Origin of the sequence: Rhodococcus sp. B50, from assembly GCF_013602415.1 — a bacterium.
Classification (GTDB): Bacteria; Actinomycetota; Actinomycetes; order Mycobacteriales; family Mycobacteriaceae; genus Rhodococcus.
Genome location: NZ_WPAG02000002.1, coordinates 4337023 through 4350714 on the forward strand (window position 1 = coordinate 4337023; position 13692 = coordinate 4350714).

Genomic DNA, 13692 nt, shown 5'->3' on the forward strand with positions numbered 1-13692 from the left:
CGCGATGGTACTATTCGGAGAATGCGGTTCTCGACCGGTGGTGGAACCTGTACTAGTCTGAGGCCCGTTCGTCGTCCGGAATCGGCATTGTAGGCAGGTAGAACTGTGGCTTATGTAATCACTCAGGCGTGTTGCAATGACGTCTCGTGTGTCGAGGTGTGCCCGGTCAACTGCATCCACCCGACGCCCGACGAAGCCCCGTTCGCGACGACGGAGATGCTCTACATCGATCCGGATACGTGCATCGACTGCGGGGCGTGTGTGGACGAGTGCCCGGTCGATGCGATCGCGGCGGACAACGAGCTCACCCCGGCGCAGGAGCCGTATCTGGAGATCAATGCCGAGTACTACCGCCGTTATCCGATCGGGCCGGACTGGCCCGAGTTGCGCACGCGCCGCAAGCTGCCCGCCGAGCTGGGCACGCTGCGGGTGGCGATCGTCGGCTCGGGGCCGGCGGCGTGCTACGCGGCGATGGATCTGGTGACGCATGCGGCGGTGCAGGTCGACATCTTCGATCGGCTGCCCACTCCCTACGGGCTGGTCCGTGCCGGGGTGGCTCCGGATCATCAGAGCACCAAGGGGGTCGGCGATGTCTTCCGCAGCGCCATCGGCCACAAGAACACCCAGTGCTATTTCAACGTCGAGGTCGGCACCCACATCACTCACGAGGAGTTGCTCGCGCATCATCACGCGGTGATCTACGCCGTCGGCGCCGCGGGTGACCGCACGCTGAACATCCCCGGTGAGGACCTGGCCGGCTCGCACGCCGCGACCGAGTTCGTGGCCTGGTACAACGGGCACCCGGATTTCGCCGATCGCACCTTCGATCTGTCCGGTGAGCGGGCGGTGATCATCGGCAACGGCAACGTCGCCCTGGACGTGGCGCGGGCGCTGGTGATGGATCCGGAGGAGCTGGCCCGCACCGACATCGCCGAGCACGCCCTCGAGGCGTTGCGGAAGTCGAACATTCGCGAGGTGGTGGTGGTGGGTCGGCGCGGCCCGGCGCAGGCCGCCTACACCAATCCGGAGCTGCTGGCGCTCGGTTCGCTGGCGGGGGTGGATGTGGTCGTCGACCCGGCCGAGGTGCAACTCGATCCGGTCAGCCGCGCACTGATCGACGATCCGGAGGTCGAACCGCGGATCGCGTTGAAGGTGCGGCAGGTCGAGGGCTTCGCGCAGAACACCCCCACCGAGGGCACCAAGCGGATCGTGTTGCGGTTTCTCGCGTCGCCGGTGGAGATCTCCGGGGACGGGGTCGTCGAGTCGATCACGCTCGAACGCACCGAACTCGTCGAGACGGGCGGCCGGCTCGAGGCCCGTCCGACCGGGCAGACCGAGACCCTCGAGGTGGGGTTGGTGCTGCGGTCGATCGGGTATCGCGGGACCGCGCCGGCGGGGTTGCCTTTCGACGAGCGGCGCGGGGTGATCCCCAACGAGGGCGGTCGGGTGATCGATCCCGAGACCGGAGCGCCGGTGCCCGGCGTCTACACCGCGGGGTGGATCAAGCGGGGTCCGAGTGGGGTGATCGGCACCAACAAGCAGTGCTCTGCGGAAACCGTCGAAAAGATCCTCGACGATTTCGTCGAGGGCCGGTTGCCCGAGCCGGTCGCGGATCGGGAGAAGTTGGCGGCGCTGGTCGCCGAGCGGCGCCCGGAGCACATCGACTACCGGGGTTGGTTGCAGATCGACAAGCAGGAGAAGGCCCGCGGGTCGGCCGCGGGACGTTCGCGGCTGAAGTTCGTGTCGATCGAGGAGATGCTGGCGGCCTCGCGAATCGAATCGTGAGTCGCCGGCCGTAGTCGACAACTTTCTGCCTTTCGACGCCTCGCTACGCCCTGCCCGAGGGGTGAAACGAAATCGGTCATAATCACCATATGTTTCCGCAGGAAATGACATGAAGAGTCCGATGAGCGGTCCCGGCTGCTCGCACAGCGGAAAGGATTACGGACGTCCGCGTTTCGGCGAGGGGCACCTCGTATCGGATTTGTGTCTGTCCTGCGGACGTGCCGAGTGCACCGAGCGCCGTCACCATTCCCTGGCTGCGGCAATCGGCGCGGGGAAGGCACTCGCCGAAGCGTCGATCAGGGCCGACGACACCCGTGACCAGGTAGTTGTGGTCGGAAACGCGATTGCCAATCTCCTGCTGTATGTCGCTGATACGCGCGGCGTCGCGGCGGCTCAGGAGGCTTCCGAGCACGGACAGATCCATTTCCACGGAGACTGGATCGCTGCCGGTCGCCCGTGGGGTCCCGAGGATCCGTGAGCTGTACCTGCTGCCGGTTGTTTCGAACGGTCCCATCAGGACTTCATCCATTCGGTGTCGGGGTAGTTCGACAGGATGAAAATCCGGGGTGAAATGTCGGAGTGAAAACCTGGTGAAATTTCAGGATGAAACACTCGCGATCCACCATCGACAGGCAGGAAGATCCGGGACCGGTCCGGTGTTGAGACGGGCATGCAGGTCGCGTTGTCGTTGCTGGATCGGTCCCGGACCCGGGACGGGCAGACCGATGCTGCCGCGCTACGGCAGACCGTGCACCGCGCGGAACTCGCCGAGGCCACCGGTTATCACCGTTTCTGGGTGGCCGAGCACCATGCCGTCCCTGGCATCGCCTCGAGTGTCCCGGCGGTGCTCATAGGCACGATCGCGAACCGGACGAGTCGGATCCGGGTGGGGTCCGGTGGGGTGATGTTGCCCAATCATCAGCCGATCGTCGTTGCCGAACAATTCGCGGCGCTCGAGGCGCTGCATCCCGGCCGGATCGATCTGGGTGTCGGTCGTTCTCTCGGGTTCACCGCACCCGTGCGCGATGCCCTGCGTACCCACCGCGCCGATGCGGACGACTTCGCCGCCGACATCGCCGAATTGCGGGCCTATCTGAACGGTGAATCGGAGGTGACCGTTCGCCCTCGGGTGCCCGAGGCTCCTCCGATCTTCGTGCTCGGGACGCGCGAGGGCCTGCAGCTCGCGGCTCGCTTGGGACTTCCCGTGGTTGTCGCCGGCCCCCTTCTTCGGCAGGGCTCGGAACCGTTCGATCGCTATCGCGCGGACTTCCGGCCCGGCGCAACCGGTGCGCAACCGTATGTCGTCGTCGGACTGGACATCCTGATCGCCGACACCGAAGCCGAAGCGGAGGAATTACTGCTTCCGGAGGCCTGGGCGATGGCCGTCTCGCGCGAGTCGGGCTCGTTCCCACCGTTGTCCCCGGTCGACGAGATCCGCCGGCAGCCGATGACCGAGCGCCGGCGACGCGTCGTCGCCGAGACCGCGCGTGGCGCACTTGCCGGTACCGAGGATCGGGTGGCCGAGTCTCTGGAGAAGTTGATCGCAGTCACCGGGGCAAACGAGGTGCTCAGCTCCGCATCCACCTTCGATACCGTTGCCCTGTACGACTCCGACGCGCGGCTGGCCCGGATCTTCGGCGTCGCCTGACCACCGGACCGAAGTCTCGAGCGTTCGTGCATTCGCTCTGTGGCCGGACCATGTCCTCGGCACGACGATAGGCTGGTGGTCCCAGAGCGTGGTGTCGCTGCGACGGTGCCGCTGCTCCCGCTGCTGTCGATGCCCGTACCGAGCGCACCGACTTTCGGAAGGTGTGCTCATGGCCGACCTGAATCCTGACCGTCTGAGCCGCACGATGGCCGAACTCGCCCGTTCCTTCGACGGCGCAGGTACGGATCTCGACACGACCCTGCAGCGCATCACTGCTGCCGCGGTAGAGCTGATTCCGGGTGCCGACAGCGCCGACGTACTCATCATCGCCGACCGTGGAAAGTTCGAATCGTACGCAGCGACCTCACAGTTGCCTCCGCAGATCGATTCGCTGCAAGCTCGGGTCGGAGAAGGACCGTGCGTGGATGCTGCCATGGACACGGTGTTCACCCGCAGTGACGATCTGGCTGCGGAATCGCGCTGGCCCATGTTCACCGCGGCAGCCGTCGAAGCCGGGGTGCGCAGCATGGTGTCGTTCCGGCTCTATACCCACAACATGCAGGCGGGGGCGCTGAACCTGTTCTCCTCCGAACCGAATGTCCTCGACGAGGAGTCGATCCACATCGGGGAAGTGCTCGCAGCTCACGCTGCGATCGCATTCGTCTCGGCCAACCGGCAGCTTCAATTGCATTCGGCAATCGCGTCCCGCGACCTGATCGGCCAGGCCAAGGGCATGCTCATGGAGCGCTTCGCCGTCGATGCCGATTGCGCGTTCGCGATGATGGTCACCCTCTCGCAGGAGTCCAATGTGCCGGTGACGGCCATTGCCGGTCGCATCGTAGAGCTCGGGCCACAGCACGACCGACCTTCATAGATATGTGAAGTGCACGCTGCGGACTACCGATTCGAGTCGATCACGCGTGCACTTCCTTGCGCTGCCGCACACAGCTTCTCGGTGGCGTCGTCGGTGACGGCGTAGATCTTGCACCGGCACAACGCCTGCCTCCTGCCGGCGCTGACCACGGCGGCGACCGCTCTCAGGAGCGCACCGCTCGCGGGTCGCAGATAGTCGAGGGTCATGCCCGTCGTCACGATCGAGGAGCCGAGGGCCGTGCCGGCGGCGAAAGTGAGTGCGTTGTCCGCTGCGTAGGCCAGAACGCCGCCGTGTGCGAAACCGAATTGCTGGAGCAGTTCCGGCCTGAGGGGTATCTCCAGCACCGCTCGTCCTGATTCGTACTCGACCAGGCGGGCCCCGATCAGGACGCTGAACGGTTGGGACGCCAGAACTTTCCGGGCATCGGCGAGGGTGGGTATTCCGGCGGCCTCCTCGGACATGATCAGCAACCTACCTCGTTCCTCGTCGCCGAACGGTGAACTGCGGCGACGAACTACTGTGCAGATGCCTCTCCGGAAGCGATGACCGCGTGGAATTGTTCGTGCAGCGCATCTTCGAGATCGTCGATCTCGGGGACGAGATCGGGATCGACGGTGATCGTCACGCTCAGCGTGCCGGCATACGACAGTGCCACGAAGGCGACTCCGATGTTTCCCGTACTGACGATCATCGGAACGATCGAGGCGACCGGGGCCCCGGCCACGCTAACGGGTGATGACGGTCCCGGCAGGTCGGACAGAAAAGAATTGACCAGATGTTGGCGGTTCACGAACCAGTGGAACGCCCCGACTGCAGCGAGAATCCGGAAGAGCGGTCCCATCAGCGCAGCGGACAGACCTCGGATGGTCGACTTCTGTGCGCGCGTACGGCGGGAGACCGAAACCAGTCGCTGCTGCGCGGTTCCTTCCAGTGGCACCCGGACGGGCATGACGCCCACCCGATTGCCCAATTGCCCACGCGTGGCCGCGGTGCGGGCGGACACCGGTACCGAGATGACCAGTTCGGACGGGAACTCGCGACGCGTGTGCAGGACCGTGGCCAGGGCACCACTGACGGCGACCAGCAGCACATCGTTGACGGTCGCGTGCCATCGTCGTCCCGTCCGACGGACGGTGTCCAGATCCACCTCGACCGTCCTGAGCGCACGGCGAGTACCGGTAGGCGCATTGAACGAACATCGAGGAGCACGTCCGCCGGAGCCTCGTCCGAGTTCCGCCCACGCATCGGGAAGACGGGCGACGGCCTGCGGAACTCGTCGCAACATGTGCAGACGCCCGATGACGTTGTCGACGAGCAGTTCTCCGGTTCTCGGACTCGTGGAAGGTGGAGGAGTTTCGTACATGGGTGCTGCACTGTCCGCACCGTCGACGAGATGCGCGAGGATTGCCAGGCCACCGATCCCGTCGGCCAGGACGTGGTGCAGCACCATCACCGTCGCCGTGTGTCCGCGCGGATCTGCGATGTCGGTGACGAGGAGCGCGCGCCACAGCGGCCGGGACCGAGGCAGGGGTCGGGTGAGGGTCTCCACGGCGAGCGCCATGGCGGCGTCCAGGTCGGCATCGGCCGGGCACCGCATCTGCGACAGGTGAGCATCGATGTCGAAGTGGTCGTCGTCGAACCAGTAAGGCCGCCCGAGTCCGGGTGCAGGTTCGATCAGGCGTTGCCGCAGGCGCCGGATGCCGGAGAGCCGCTCGGCGAAGGCGGCCCGCAGAGTCGCCGGATCCGAGGCACCGTCGCCGGCGAAGAAGATCACGGCACCGACGTGCAGAGGGACCGGCCCGACGTCGGAGGCGAGTTCGGTCAGGTCGCCGGGGCCGATGCGGTCTATGCGGCTTGAATCCCACACCCTTCGAGGATCGCAGACGGATGGCTCGGAAGAGCAACAACCGCGGCGCTTCGCGAATACCGGTCCCATCGGGGCGATGCCGCCACGACATCACCTCGTCGTCGGGCTCGCGCTGCCGACAATGCCCTATTGCTTACGGCGGAGTAGGGGAGCACTGTGGAACACGGGAAACGACCGGCGACGCCGTGTCGGCGCCGCCCCGAGGAGAGGGGTGCCGATCGTGTTTGCACGTTCGACCACCATTCACGCCCATCCGTCGTACATCGACTCCGGGATCAAACACGTACGTGACATCGTCATGCCGGCACTGGCGGACATCGAAGGTTGTCTGGGGCTGTCCCTGCTGATCGATCGTGGTTCGGGCCGCTGCATCGCCACCAGTTCCTGGCGGGACGAAGATGCGTTGCGCGCCGGCGAAGGTGTGGTTCGCATGCTTCGAGACGAGGCAGCCAGGATGTTCCATGCTGCCACGGAGGTTTCGCAATGGGAGATCGCCGTCATGCATCGCGATCATCATGCGACTCGTGGGGCCTGCTGCCGTGTCACCTGGGTCGAACTGGAACCGGACCGACTCGATCGTGGAGTGGACATGTGGAAGATGGCAGCGCTGCCGCGGATGGAGGAGCTGGAGGGCTTCTGCAGTGCCAGTCTGATGGTCGACCGCGCCACCGGTCGCGGGGTGTCCTCGCTGACTTTCGACAGCGCACAGACGATGGAGAGCAACAAAGACCACGTCGACGCCATCCGGGCCGAGGTGACTCACGCGGCAGGCGCGAAGGTGCTCGATACCGGTGAGTTCGAACTGGCCATCGCGCACCTGCACGTCCCCGAACTGGCCTGAACCGCGACAAAGAATCTGGAAAATCGCCGCACTGCCGTGTATTTCGTCGAATCGCCCGGACCGCGGCAGGGCGTCATCCGCCATGTGGTGTGCGGGCATCGTCGATATCGTGACGGTTCTGCAATGACGGCAGGATCCAGAAACCGAAGAACATCACCATCGCGACGGCAGCTGCGACGATTCCGGTGGGCATATTCGCGACGAAGCTGAAGATCAGCAGGACGACGCCGACGATGGCCAGTCCCAGGACGGTGATACCTGCGATCGCCAGTCGTTGTCCGGTCGCGACGAGCGTGGCCAGAGCGTGCTGCCGGAACAACAACCGGTGCAGTCCGACGGGCGCGACCAGCAAGATCACTGCGGTCACCGAGAGGGCGACCGTGACCAGATAGATCACTTCTTGCACGTCCGACAGCTCCTCGAATCGTTGCTGGAACGGCAATGTGAGCAGGAATCCGGTCAGGAGCTGAACTCCCGTCTGCACGACGCGCAGTTCCTGCAGCAGATGGTTCCAGTTGCGGTCGAGCCGCTGGGTGTCGGTTTCACCGCGCTCCCGGTAGTTCCATGCGGCGTCGTTGCGAGAGCCCGTGTCGTCCATACACTGGCAATGCCCCCTTTTCGAGGTGATCGAACACGCTCGACGCACCGGAGTCACACGAACGTGAAGCGCCGTGTGTTCCACCGACCTGGGCAAACCCCGGAACCGGGCGCTCTCGAATTGCCCCCTCGTTATCGTCCTGTATCTAATGAACGGGTACGAGCACGCCGCGGAGGGGAACAGGACGCGGCGCACCGCTGAACGATGGGTTGTGGAATGTTCGAAAAGCGAGCTTTGTCGAACCGTCGCCGCACGGGCCGCCGATCTGCGCAGGTCGGTGCTGCGCTTGTGGGCGCAGCCGCCGTGGCACTCGCCACTGCGGGTCCTGCGAGCGCGGCACCGCTGTGGCCCGGTGGGCCGGAGGTGCCGAGCGTCCAGGAGCTGATCGAAGGACTCACCCCGCCCGGGATGACGCCGCCGCAACTCCCGCCGCAGCTCGCTCCCGAGCCGGCCGCGCCGTTCTCCGCTCCGTCCGTCAACCCGTCGAACGGGGAGACGGTGGGTGTCGCGCAGCCGATCATCATCCGGTTCAACGAGGCCGTCGGAGATCGTGCGGCCGCTGAACGCGCCATCCGCATCACTTCGCAGCCGCCCGTCGACGGGCACTTCTACTGGGCGTCGAACACGCAGGTCCGATGGAAGCCGTTCGAGTTCTGGCCCGCGAACACCGCGGTCACCGTGAAGGCCGGCGACGCACAGTCGTCGTTCACCATCGGCGACGCGCTGGTGACGGTGGCCGACAACAACACCAAGACCATCACCGTCACCCGCAATGGTGAGGTCGTCCGCACCATGCCGACGTCCTTCGGCAAGCCCGGTCACGACACCCCGAACGGGACGTACATCGTCGGCGAGAAGTACCGCGACATGTACATGGACTCGTCGACCTACGGAGTTCCGGTCGACAGCCCCGAGGGGTACCGCACGTACGTCGAGTATGCAACGCGGATGTCCAACAGCGGCATCTTCCTCCACGCGGCCCCGTGGTCGGTCGGCGCGCAGGGCAACACCAATGTCAGCCACGGCTGCCTCAATGTGAGTACCGAGGACGGCAAGTGGTTCTTCGAGAACGCCAAGAAGGGCGACCCGGTGATCGTGCAGAACACCGCCGGTGGAACCCTCAACGGGTGGGACGGTCTCGGCGACTGGAATCTCTGATTCTGTCGTACGACCGAATCCCCGCCGCACCGACGGCAGAGCCTCCGACGCCCCCTGCTCCCGATTCGTGACTCGTCCGGAGGAGCAGGGGTCGTCGGCTTTTCGGTGTTGCTACGCCGCAATCAGTTCGTCGATCTGGTTGATCGCGGACGAAGCGCCCTCGACAGCGCCCATGTCCAGAATCTGCTGGAGCGCTTCGGCGCTCCGGTAGGTGCTGGCATAGGTTACGCGCGTGCCACTTTCGTGCTCGGTGAAGGTGTACACGTTCTCGGAGACGGGCAGTTCCGGTTTCGGAGTGAAGTCCGGGTCGGCGAAACCGTCGAGGAACGAGAAACTCGTCGGCTCGTCGACAGCGGTGATGTCCCAGTATCCCGCGTATTTCTCACCTTCGGGACCCGTCATGTAGTAGGTCGTGCGGGTTCCGGGCTTCAGGTTGTGGTCGACCATCGTCGCTGGGAAGGTCGGAGGTCCCCAGATCTTCTCCAGCTGACGGGGATCGGCGTAGATCTGCCAGATGCGGGTCACCGGGGCGGCGAACTCGGCGGTGATGGTCAGACTCAGCGTGTCGGGGTCGTGCCGAACGTCGGTTACAGGCATTTCTCAGCCCTCCTGGGAGGATTCGGATGCGATGAGTTCGTCGATGCGCGCGATGCGACCGCGCCAGATCTGCTCCAGCTCGGTGAGCATGGACGCCACCGACCGCACTGCCGTCACGTCACCACTGGCCAACTGTTCCCGGCCGCTGCGTCGCTTCACGAGCAGACCGGCCTTCTCCAATACGGCGACGTGTTTCTGTACTGCGGCGAAAGACATGTCGTAGTTCGCTGCGAGAGCGGACACGGAGTGCTCCCCGGCCAGGACGCGTCGCATGATGTCGCGCCGGGTCCGGTCGGAGAGCGCGTGGAACAGGGCGTCGGCCCGGTCCTCGTCGTCTCCACTCACATCTTCAAATGTACAACCACATGGTTGTATGTCAAGGGCTCGAAGCGATCACGAGTCGGTCGCCGTAGGCTGCCCGTTTCTCTTCGTCCAGGCCGTCGTCGGTGACGACGGACGTGATCTCGTCGAGACTCGCGACCCGGGCGAGCGCACGCTCCCCGAACTTCGAATGATCCGTCACCACGATCGTCTTCTCGGCCGACCGGATCATCGCTCGCTTGATCGGGATCTCCAGTGTGTTGGTGTTGGTGATGCCGGCGGTGGGATGCACGGCATCGGCACCGAGGAACGCCCAGTCGGCGGAATAGTCCGAGAGGAACTGCACGGCATGGTCCCCGACCAGGGTGTACACCGAGCCGAGGAGTTCGCCCCCGGACACGAGGAGTCGGACGTCCGGGAATGTCGCAACGTATTTCGCGATACGCAGGTCGTTGGTGAGTACCGTCAGCGACGCCTTGTGTCGTAGTGCCACGGCTACTTCGTACGTGGTGGACCCGCTGTCGAGCACCACACTGTCGCCGTCCGACACCATGGCGGACGCAACCGCTGCGATGGCCGCCTTCTCTTCGCGACGCACGTCCTTCTTGAGGGCATACGGCACCTCGTGTCCCGCGCCCTCGACCGATCGGGCGCCCCCGTGCGTGCGCTCGACCTTCCCTTCACGGGCTAGCGCATCGAGGTCTCGGCGGATCGTGGAGGCATCGACGCCGAGGTCGGCCGAGAGGGTCTTCGCATCGACATATCCGTCGGCGAGGATGCGGTGGAAGATCTCACGGCGCCGTGCGGTCGCGGACACGATTGCTCCTCAGTCTCTGGGTACTCGACATTCTGGGTACTCGGACGCCGTGGTCGGGGTCGGTGCACGACCATAACGCACGGGGCAACACACCTTTGCGTGGATATTGACACTGTCTGCGCTCAGTGTGCATGATTTCGTGCAGGGTTTGCGCGATTGTGCGTGATCGTTTCGCTGGCACCACGTTGTTCGGAGGTTGCACGGTAATGCTGAAGTTGGGATACAAGGCGTCGGCGGAGCAGTTCGGTCCGCGTGAGTTGGTGGAGTTGGGTGTGTTGGCCGAGGCGCACGGGATGGATTCGGCGACGGTGTCGGATCATTTCCAGCCGTGGCGGCACAACGGGGGGCATGCGCCGTTCTCGTTGGCGTGGATGACCGCGGTCGGGGAACGCACCGAACGCTTGCAGCTGGGCACGAGCGTGCTGACCCCGACGTTCCGGTACAACCCGGCGGTGATCGCGCAGGCCTTCGCGACGATGGGGTGTCTGTATCCGGGGCGGATCTTCCTCGGGGTCGGCACCGGTGAGGCGCTCAACGAGATCGCCACCGGATATTCCGGGCAGTGGCCGGAGTTCAAGGAGCGTTTCGCCCGGCTGCGTGAGTCGGTGCGGCTGATGCGTGAGCTCTGGCGCGGGGATCGGGTGGATTTCGAGGGGGAGTTCTATTCGACGAAGGGTGCGTCGATCTACGACGTGCCCGAGGAGGGTATCCCGGTCTATATCGCCGCGGGGGGTCCGGTGGTGGCCCGTTATGCCGGGCGGGCCGGGGACGGGTTCATCTGCACCTCGGGCAAGGGCATGGAGCTCTATACCGACAAGCTGCTGCCGGCGGTGGCGGAGGGTGCGGGCAAGGCCGACCGAGATGTCGCCGGGATCGACAAGATGATCGAGATCAAGATCTCGTACGACACCGATCCGGAGCTGGCGTTGGAGAACACGCGGTTCTGGGCGCCGTTGTCGTTGTCGGCGGAGCAGAAGCACAGCATCGACGATCCGGTGGAGATGGAGGCGGCGGCCGATGCGTTGCCGATCGAGCAGGTCGCCAAGCGGTGGATCGTGGCGTCGGATCCGGACGAGGCGGTCGAGCAGGTCGCGGCGTATGTGGAGGCGGGGTTGAATCATCTGGTGTTCCATGCTCCGGGTCATGATCAGAGGCGGTTCCTGGAGTTGTTCGAACGGGACCTCGCTCCGCGCCTGCGCGCCCTGGCGTGACGAAAGGGCATGGGAACCAGATGAATACGGATGTGACGACCACGCCCGCCTGGAAGGCTCTGGAAGACCATCGCGACCGGCTCGAATCGGTGTCGTTGCGGCAGTTGTTCGGCACCGAACCCGGCCGGGTCTCGACGCTGACGATCCGCGCCGGCGAGCTGGTGGTCGATCTCAGCAAACAACGCCTCGACACCGCGGTGCTGGACACCTTGTTCGAGCTCGCCGAGCAGAGCGGGATCGCCGCGGCCCGCACGGCGATGCTCACCGGTGAGCACATCAACAGCACCGAGGACCGGGCGGTGCTGCACACCGCGCTGCGTCTGCCGCGCGATGCGGAGTTGGTGGTCGACGGGGTCGATGTCGTCGCGCAGGTGCATGCGGTGCTCGACCGGATGGGCGAGTTCTGCGACCGGGTCCGCAGCGGCGACTGGCGCGGGGCGACCGGGCAGCCCATCGCCACGGTGGTCAACATCGGCATCGGCGGCTCCGATCTCGGGCCGGCGATGGTCACCGGTGCGCTGCGGCGTTTTCACGACGGGCCGGCGACCCGGTTCGTCGCCAATGTCGACCCGGCCGATCTGACCGCCGCCCTGACCGGCCTGGACCCGGCGACCACCCTGTTCGTGGTGGCGTCGAAGACCTTCTCCACCCTCGAAACCCTGTCCAACGCCACCGCCGCGCGCCGCTGGCTGGTCGACGCCCTGGGCGAGGACGCGGTCGCCGCGCATTTCGTGGCGGTCTCCACGCACACCGAGCGGGTCGTCGAGTTCGGTATCGACCCGGCGCACATGTTCGAATTCTGGGACTGGGTCGGCGGGCGTTATTCGGTGGGCTCGGCGATCGGGCTGGCGGTGATGTGCGCGATCGGCCGGGAACGGTTCGCGCAGTTCCTCGACGGCATGCACAGCATCGACGACCACTTCGCCACCGCCGACCCGGCACACAATGCGCCGTTGCTGGCCGGGTTGATCGGGGTGTGGAATGCGAGCATCCTCGGTTACCGGTCGCGGGCGGTGGTGCCGTATTCCCAGGATCTGGCGCGGTTGCCGGCCTATCTGCAGCAGCTGACCATGGAATCGAACGGCAAGTCGGTGCGCGCCGACGGCACACCGGTCTCGTGCCCGACCGGGGAGGTGTTCTGGGGCGAGCCGGGCACGAACGGTCAGCACGCGTTCTTCCAGCTGTTGCATCAGGGCACCGAGATCGTGCCGGTCGATTTCCTCGGCCTCGCCCGCAGCGGGGACGATCTGCCCGCCCGCGACGGCGCCACCGGCATGCAGGTGCTGGTGCTGGCGAACATGTTCGCCCAGGCCCAAGTCCTCGCCTTCGGCCGTGACGCCGCCGAGGTGCGCGCCGAGGGCGTCGACGAGGCGCTGGTGGCGCACAAGGTGATGCCCGGCAACCGGCCCTCGACGACGATCCTCGCCCCGGAACTGACCCCGTCGGTGGTGGGGCAGATCATCGCGTTCTACGAGCACCAGACCTTCGTCCAAGGCATCGTCTGGGGGATCGACTCGTTCGATCAATGGGGCGTCGAACTCGGCAAGACCCAGGCCACCGCCCTGCAGGCGGTCCTCGCCGGCGACGACAGCCCGGACACCGGGGACGCCTCCACCGACCAGCTGATCGAGACCTACCGCACCCTGCGCGACGGAGGGAAGTAAGGACATGCCCGCGCTGAAGTTGCTTTATCTGCCGCCTCCTGTTGCCGAGGAATGGGATTGGCAGATGGACGCGGCTTGTCGCGACGCGGACGGCTCGTTGTTCTTCCACCCGGACAACGAGCGGGGCGACGCGAGAGAGAGCCGGATGGCCTCGGCCAAGAAGGTCTGTGCTCGTTGTCCGGTGCGCGAGAAGTGCCTGCAGTACGCCCTCGATTCCGGTGAACGCTACGGGATCTGGGGTGGACTCACGGAGGACGAACGCACCCGGGTGAGAAGGGCCCGCCGGCGCCGCGCGAGCCGGTGACGCCCGA

At 65.6% G+C, this 13692-nt stretch carries 15 protein-coding genes; 9 read left to right on the forward strand and 6 right to left on the reverse strand.

The window, feature by feature from the left end:
- Positions 1–105: 105 nt before the first annotated feature.
- The 4 genes from GON09_RS20420 (at position 106) to GON09_RS20435 (ending at position 4307) form a co-directional block, all read left to right on the forward strand.
- Complete coding sequence (locus GON09_RS20420) at positions 106–1785, forward strand: FAD-dependent oxidoreductase (RefSeq protein WP_213933417.1); 1680 nt, start codon at positions 106–108, stop codon at positions 1783–1785.
- 109 nt (positions 1786–1894) lie between these two features.
- Positions 1895–2263, forward strand: coding sequence for a hypothetical protein (locus GON09_RS28405; RefSeq protein WP_244865578.1), 369 nt, complete (start codon positions 1895–1897; stop codon positions 2261–2263).
- 192 nt (positions 2264–2455) lie between these two features.
- Positions 2456–3433: an MsnO8 family LLM class oxidoreductase gene (locus GON09_RS20430; RefSeq protein WP_213933418.1), complete on the forward strand. Its 978-nt coding sequence runs from the start codon at positions 2456–2458 to the stop codon at positions 3431–3433.
- A 169-nt stretch (positions 3434–3602) separates the two neighbouring features.
- Positions 3603–4307 carry a GAF and ANTAR domain-containing protein gene (locus GON09_RS20435; protein ID WP_213933419.1) on the forward strand — a complete coding sequence of 235 codons (705 nt, stop codon included), beginning with the start codon at positions 3603–3605 and terminating at the stop codon, positions 4305–4307.
- A gap of 23 nt (positions 4308–4330) precedes the next feature.
- Here GON09_RS20435 and GON09_RS20440 read toward each other — a convergent pair whose 3' ends face one another.
- Both GON09_RS20440 and GON09_RS20445 read right to left on the reverse strand, forming a co-directional pair.
- A complete protein-coding gene (locus GON09_RS20440) occupies positions 4331–4768 on the reverse strand; it encodes a PaaI family thioesterase (RefSeq protein ID WP_213933421.1) in 438 nt (145 codons plus the stop codon).
- 53 nt (positions 4769–4821) lie between these two features.
- Positions 4822–6174: a wax ester/triacylglycerol synthase domain-containing protein gene (locus tag GON09_RS20445; protein ID WP_307854427.1), complete on the reverse strand. Its 1353-nt coding sequence runs from the start codon at positions 6172–6174 to the stop codon at positions 4822–4824.
- Positions 6175–6385: 211 nt separating this feature from the next.
- On the opposite strand from GON09_RS20445, the gene GON09_RS20450 reads away from it, so the two are divergent.
- Entirely contained in the window at positions 6386–7015 is a 630-nt protein-coding gene (locus GON09_RS20450; protein ID WP_213933423.1) for a hypothetical protein, read from the forward strand.
- A 73-nt stretch (positions 7016–7088) separates the two neighbouring features.
- Here GON09_RS20450 and GON09_RS20455 read toward each other — a convergent pair whose 3' ends face one another.
- A complete protein-coding gene (locus GON09_RS20455) occupies positions 7089–7613 on the reverse strand; it encodes a DUF6328 family protein (RefSeq protein WP_213933424.1) in 525 nt (174 codons plus the stop codon).
- 216 nt (positions 7614–7829) lie between these two features.
- Here GON09_RS20455 and GON09_RS20460 point away from each other — a divergent pair, with 216 nt between their 5' ends.
- Positions 7830–8771, forward strand: a complete 942-nt coding sequence (locus tag GON09_RS20460) for a L,D-transpeptidase (protein WP_213933425.1) — start codon at positions 7830–7832, stop codon at positions 8769–8771.
- A 111-nt stretch (positions 8772–8882) separates the two neighbouring features.
- On the opposite strand, the gene GON09_RS20465 is transcribed toward GON09_RS20460, so the two are convergent.
- The 3 genes from GON09_RS20465 to GON09_RS20475 are packed head-to-tail and all read right to left on the reverse strand — an operon-like array spanning position 8883 to position 10506.
- A complete protein-coding gene (locus GON09_RS20465) occupies positions 8883–9368 on the reverse strand; it encodes an SRPBCC family protein (RefSeq protein ID WP_213933426.1) in 486 nt (161 codons plus the stop codon).
- Between the two features lie 3 nt (positions 9369–9371).
- Positions 9372–9713: an ArsR/SmtB family transcription factor gene (locus GON09_RS20470; RefSeq protein WP_213933427.1), complete on the reverse strand. Its 342-nt coding sequence runs from the start codon at positions 9711–9713 to the stop codon at positions 9372–9374.
- A 31-nt stretch (positions 9714–9744) separates the two neighbouring features.
- Positions 9745–10506, reverse strand: coding sequence for a DeoR/GlpR family DNA-binding transcription regulator (locus GON09_RS20475; RefSeq protein ID WP_213933428.1), 762 nt, complete (start codon positions 10504–10506; stop codon positions 9745–9747).
- A 206-nt stretch (positions 10507–10712) separates the two neighbouring features.
- On the opposite strand from GON09_RS20475, the gene fgd reads away from it, so the two are divergent.
- The 3 genes from fgd to GON09_RS20490 are packed head-to-tail and all read left to right on the forward strand — an operon-like array spanning position 10713 to position 13685.
- On the forward strand, positions 10713–11717 hold the full coding sequence (fgd, locus tag GON09_RS20480) for a glucose-6-phosphate dehydrogenase (coenzyme-F420) (protein WP_213933429.1): 1005 nt from the start codon (positions 10713–10715) through the stop codon (positions 11715–11717).
- A gap of 20 nt (positions 11718–11737) precedes the next feature.
- Positions 11738–13381: a glucose-6-phosphate isomerase gene (pgi, locus tag GON09_RS20485; RefSeq protein WP_213933430.1), complete on the forward strand. Its 1644-nt coding sequence runs from the start codon at positions 11738–11740 to the stop codon at positions 13379–13381.
- A gap of 4 nt (positions 13382–13385) precedes the next feature.
- A complete protein-coding gene (locus GON09_RS20490) occupies positions 13386–13685 on the forward strand; it encodes a WhiB family transcriptional regulator (protein WP_213933431.1) in 300 nt (99 codons plus the stop codon).
- Positions 13686–13692 lie beyond the last annotated feature (7 nt).

Excerpts from the sequence above, each read along its gene's own strand:
- GON09_RS20465 (WP_213933426.1), bottom strand. The coding sequence starts at position 9,368 with ATGCCTGTAACCGACGTTCGGCACGACCCCGACACGCTGAGTCTGACC.
- fgd (WP_213933429.1), top strand. The coding sequence starts at position 10,713 with ATGCTGAAGTTGGGATACAAGGCGTCGGCGGAGCAGTTCGGTCCGCGT.
- pgi (WP_213933430.1), top strand. The coding sequence starts at position 11,738 with ATGAATACGGATGTGACGACCACGCCCGCCTGGAAGGCTCTGGAAGAC.
- GON09_RS20455 (WP_213933424.1), bottom strand. The coding sequence starts at position 7,613 with ATGGACGACACGGGCTCTCGCAACGACGCCGCATGGAACTACCGGGAG.
- GON09_RS20440 (WP_213933421.1), bottom strand. The coding sequence starts at position 4,768 with ATGTCCGAGGAGGCCGCCGGAATACCCACCCTCGCCGATGCCCGGAAA.
- GON09_RS20430 (WP_213933418.1), top strand. The coding sequence starts at position 2,456 with ATGCAGGTCGCGTTGTCGTTGCTGGATCGGTCCCGGACCCGGGACGGG.
- GON09_RS28405 (WP_244865578.1), top strand. The coding sequence starts at position 1,895 with ATGAAGAGTCCGATGAGCGGTCCCGGCTGCTCGCACAGCGGAAAGGAT.
- GON09_RS20435 (WP_213933419.1), top strand. The coding sequence starts at position 3,603 with ATGGCCGACCTGAATCCTGACCGTCTGAGCCGCACGATGGCCGAACTC.
- GON09_RS20490 (WP_213933431.1), top strand. The coding sequence starts at position 13,386 with ATGCCCGCGCTGAAGTTGCTTTATCTGCCGCCTCCTGTTGCCGAGGAA.
- GON09_RS20460 (WP_213933425.1), top strand. The coding sequence starts at position 7,830 with ATGTTCGAAAAGCGAGCTTTGTCGAACCGTCGCCGCACGGGCCGCCGA.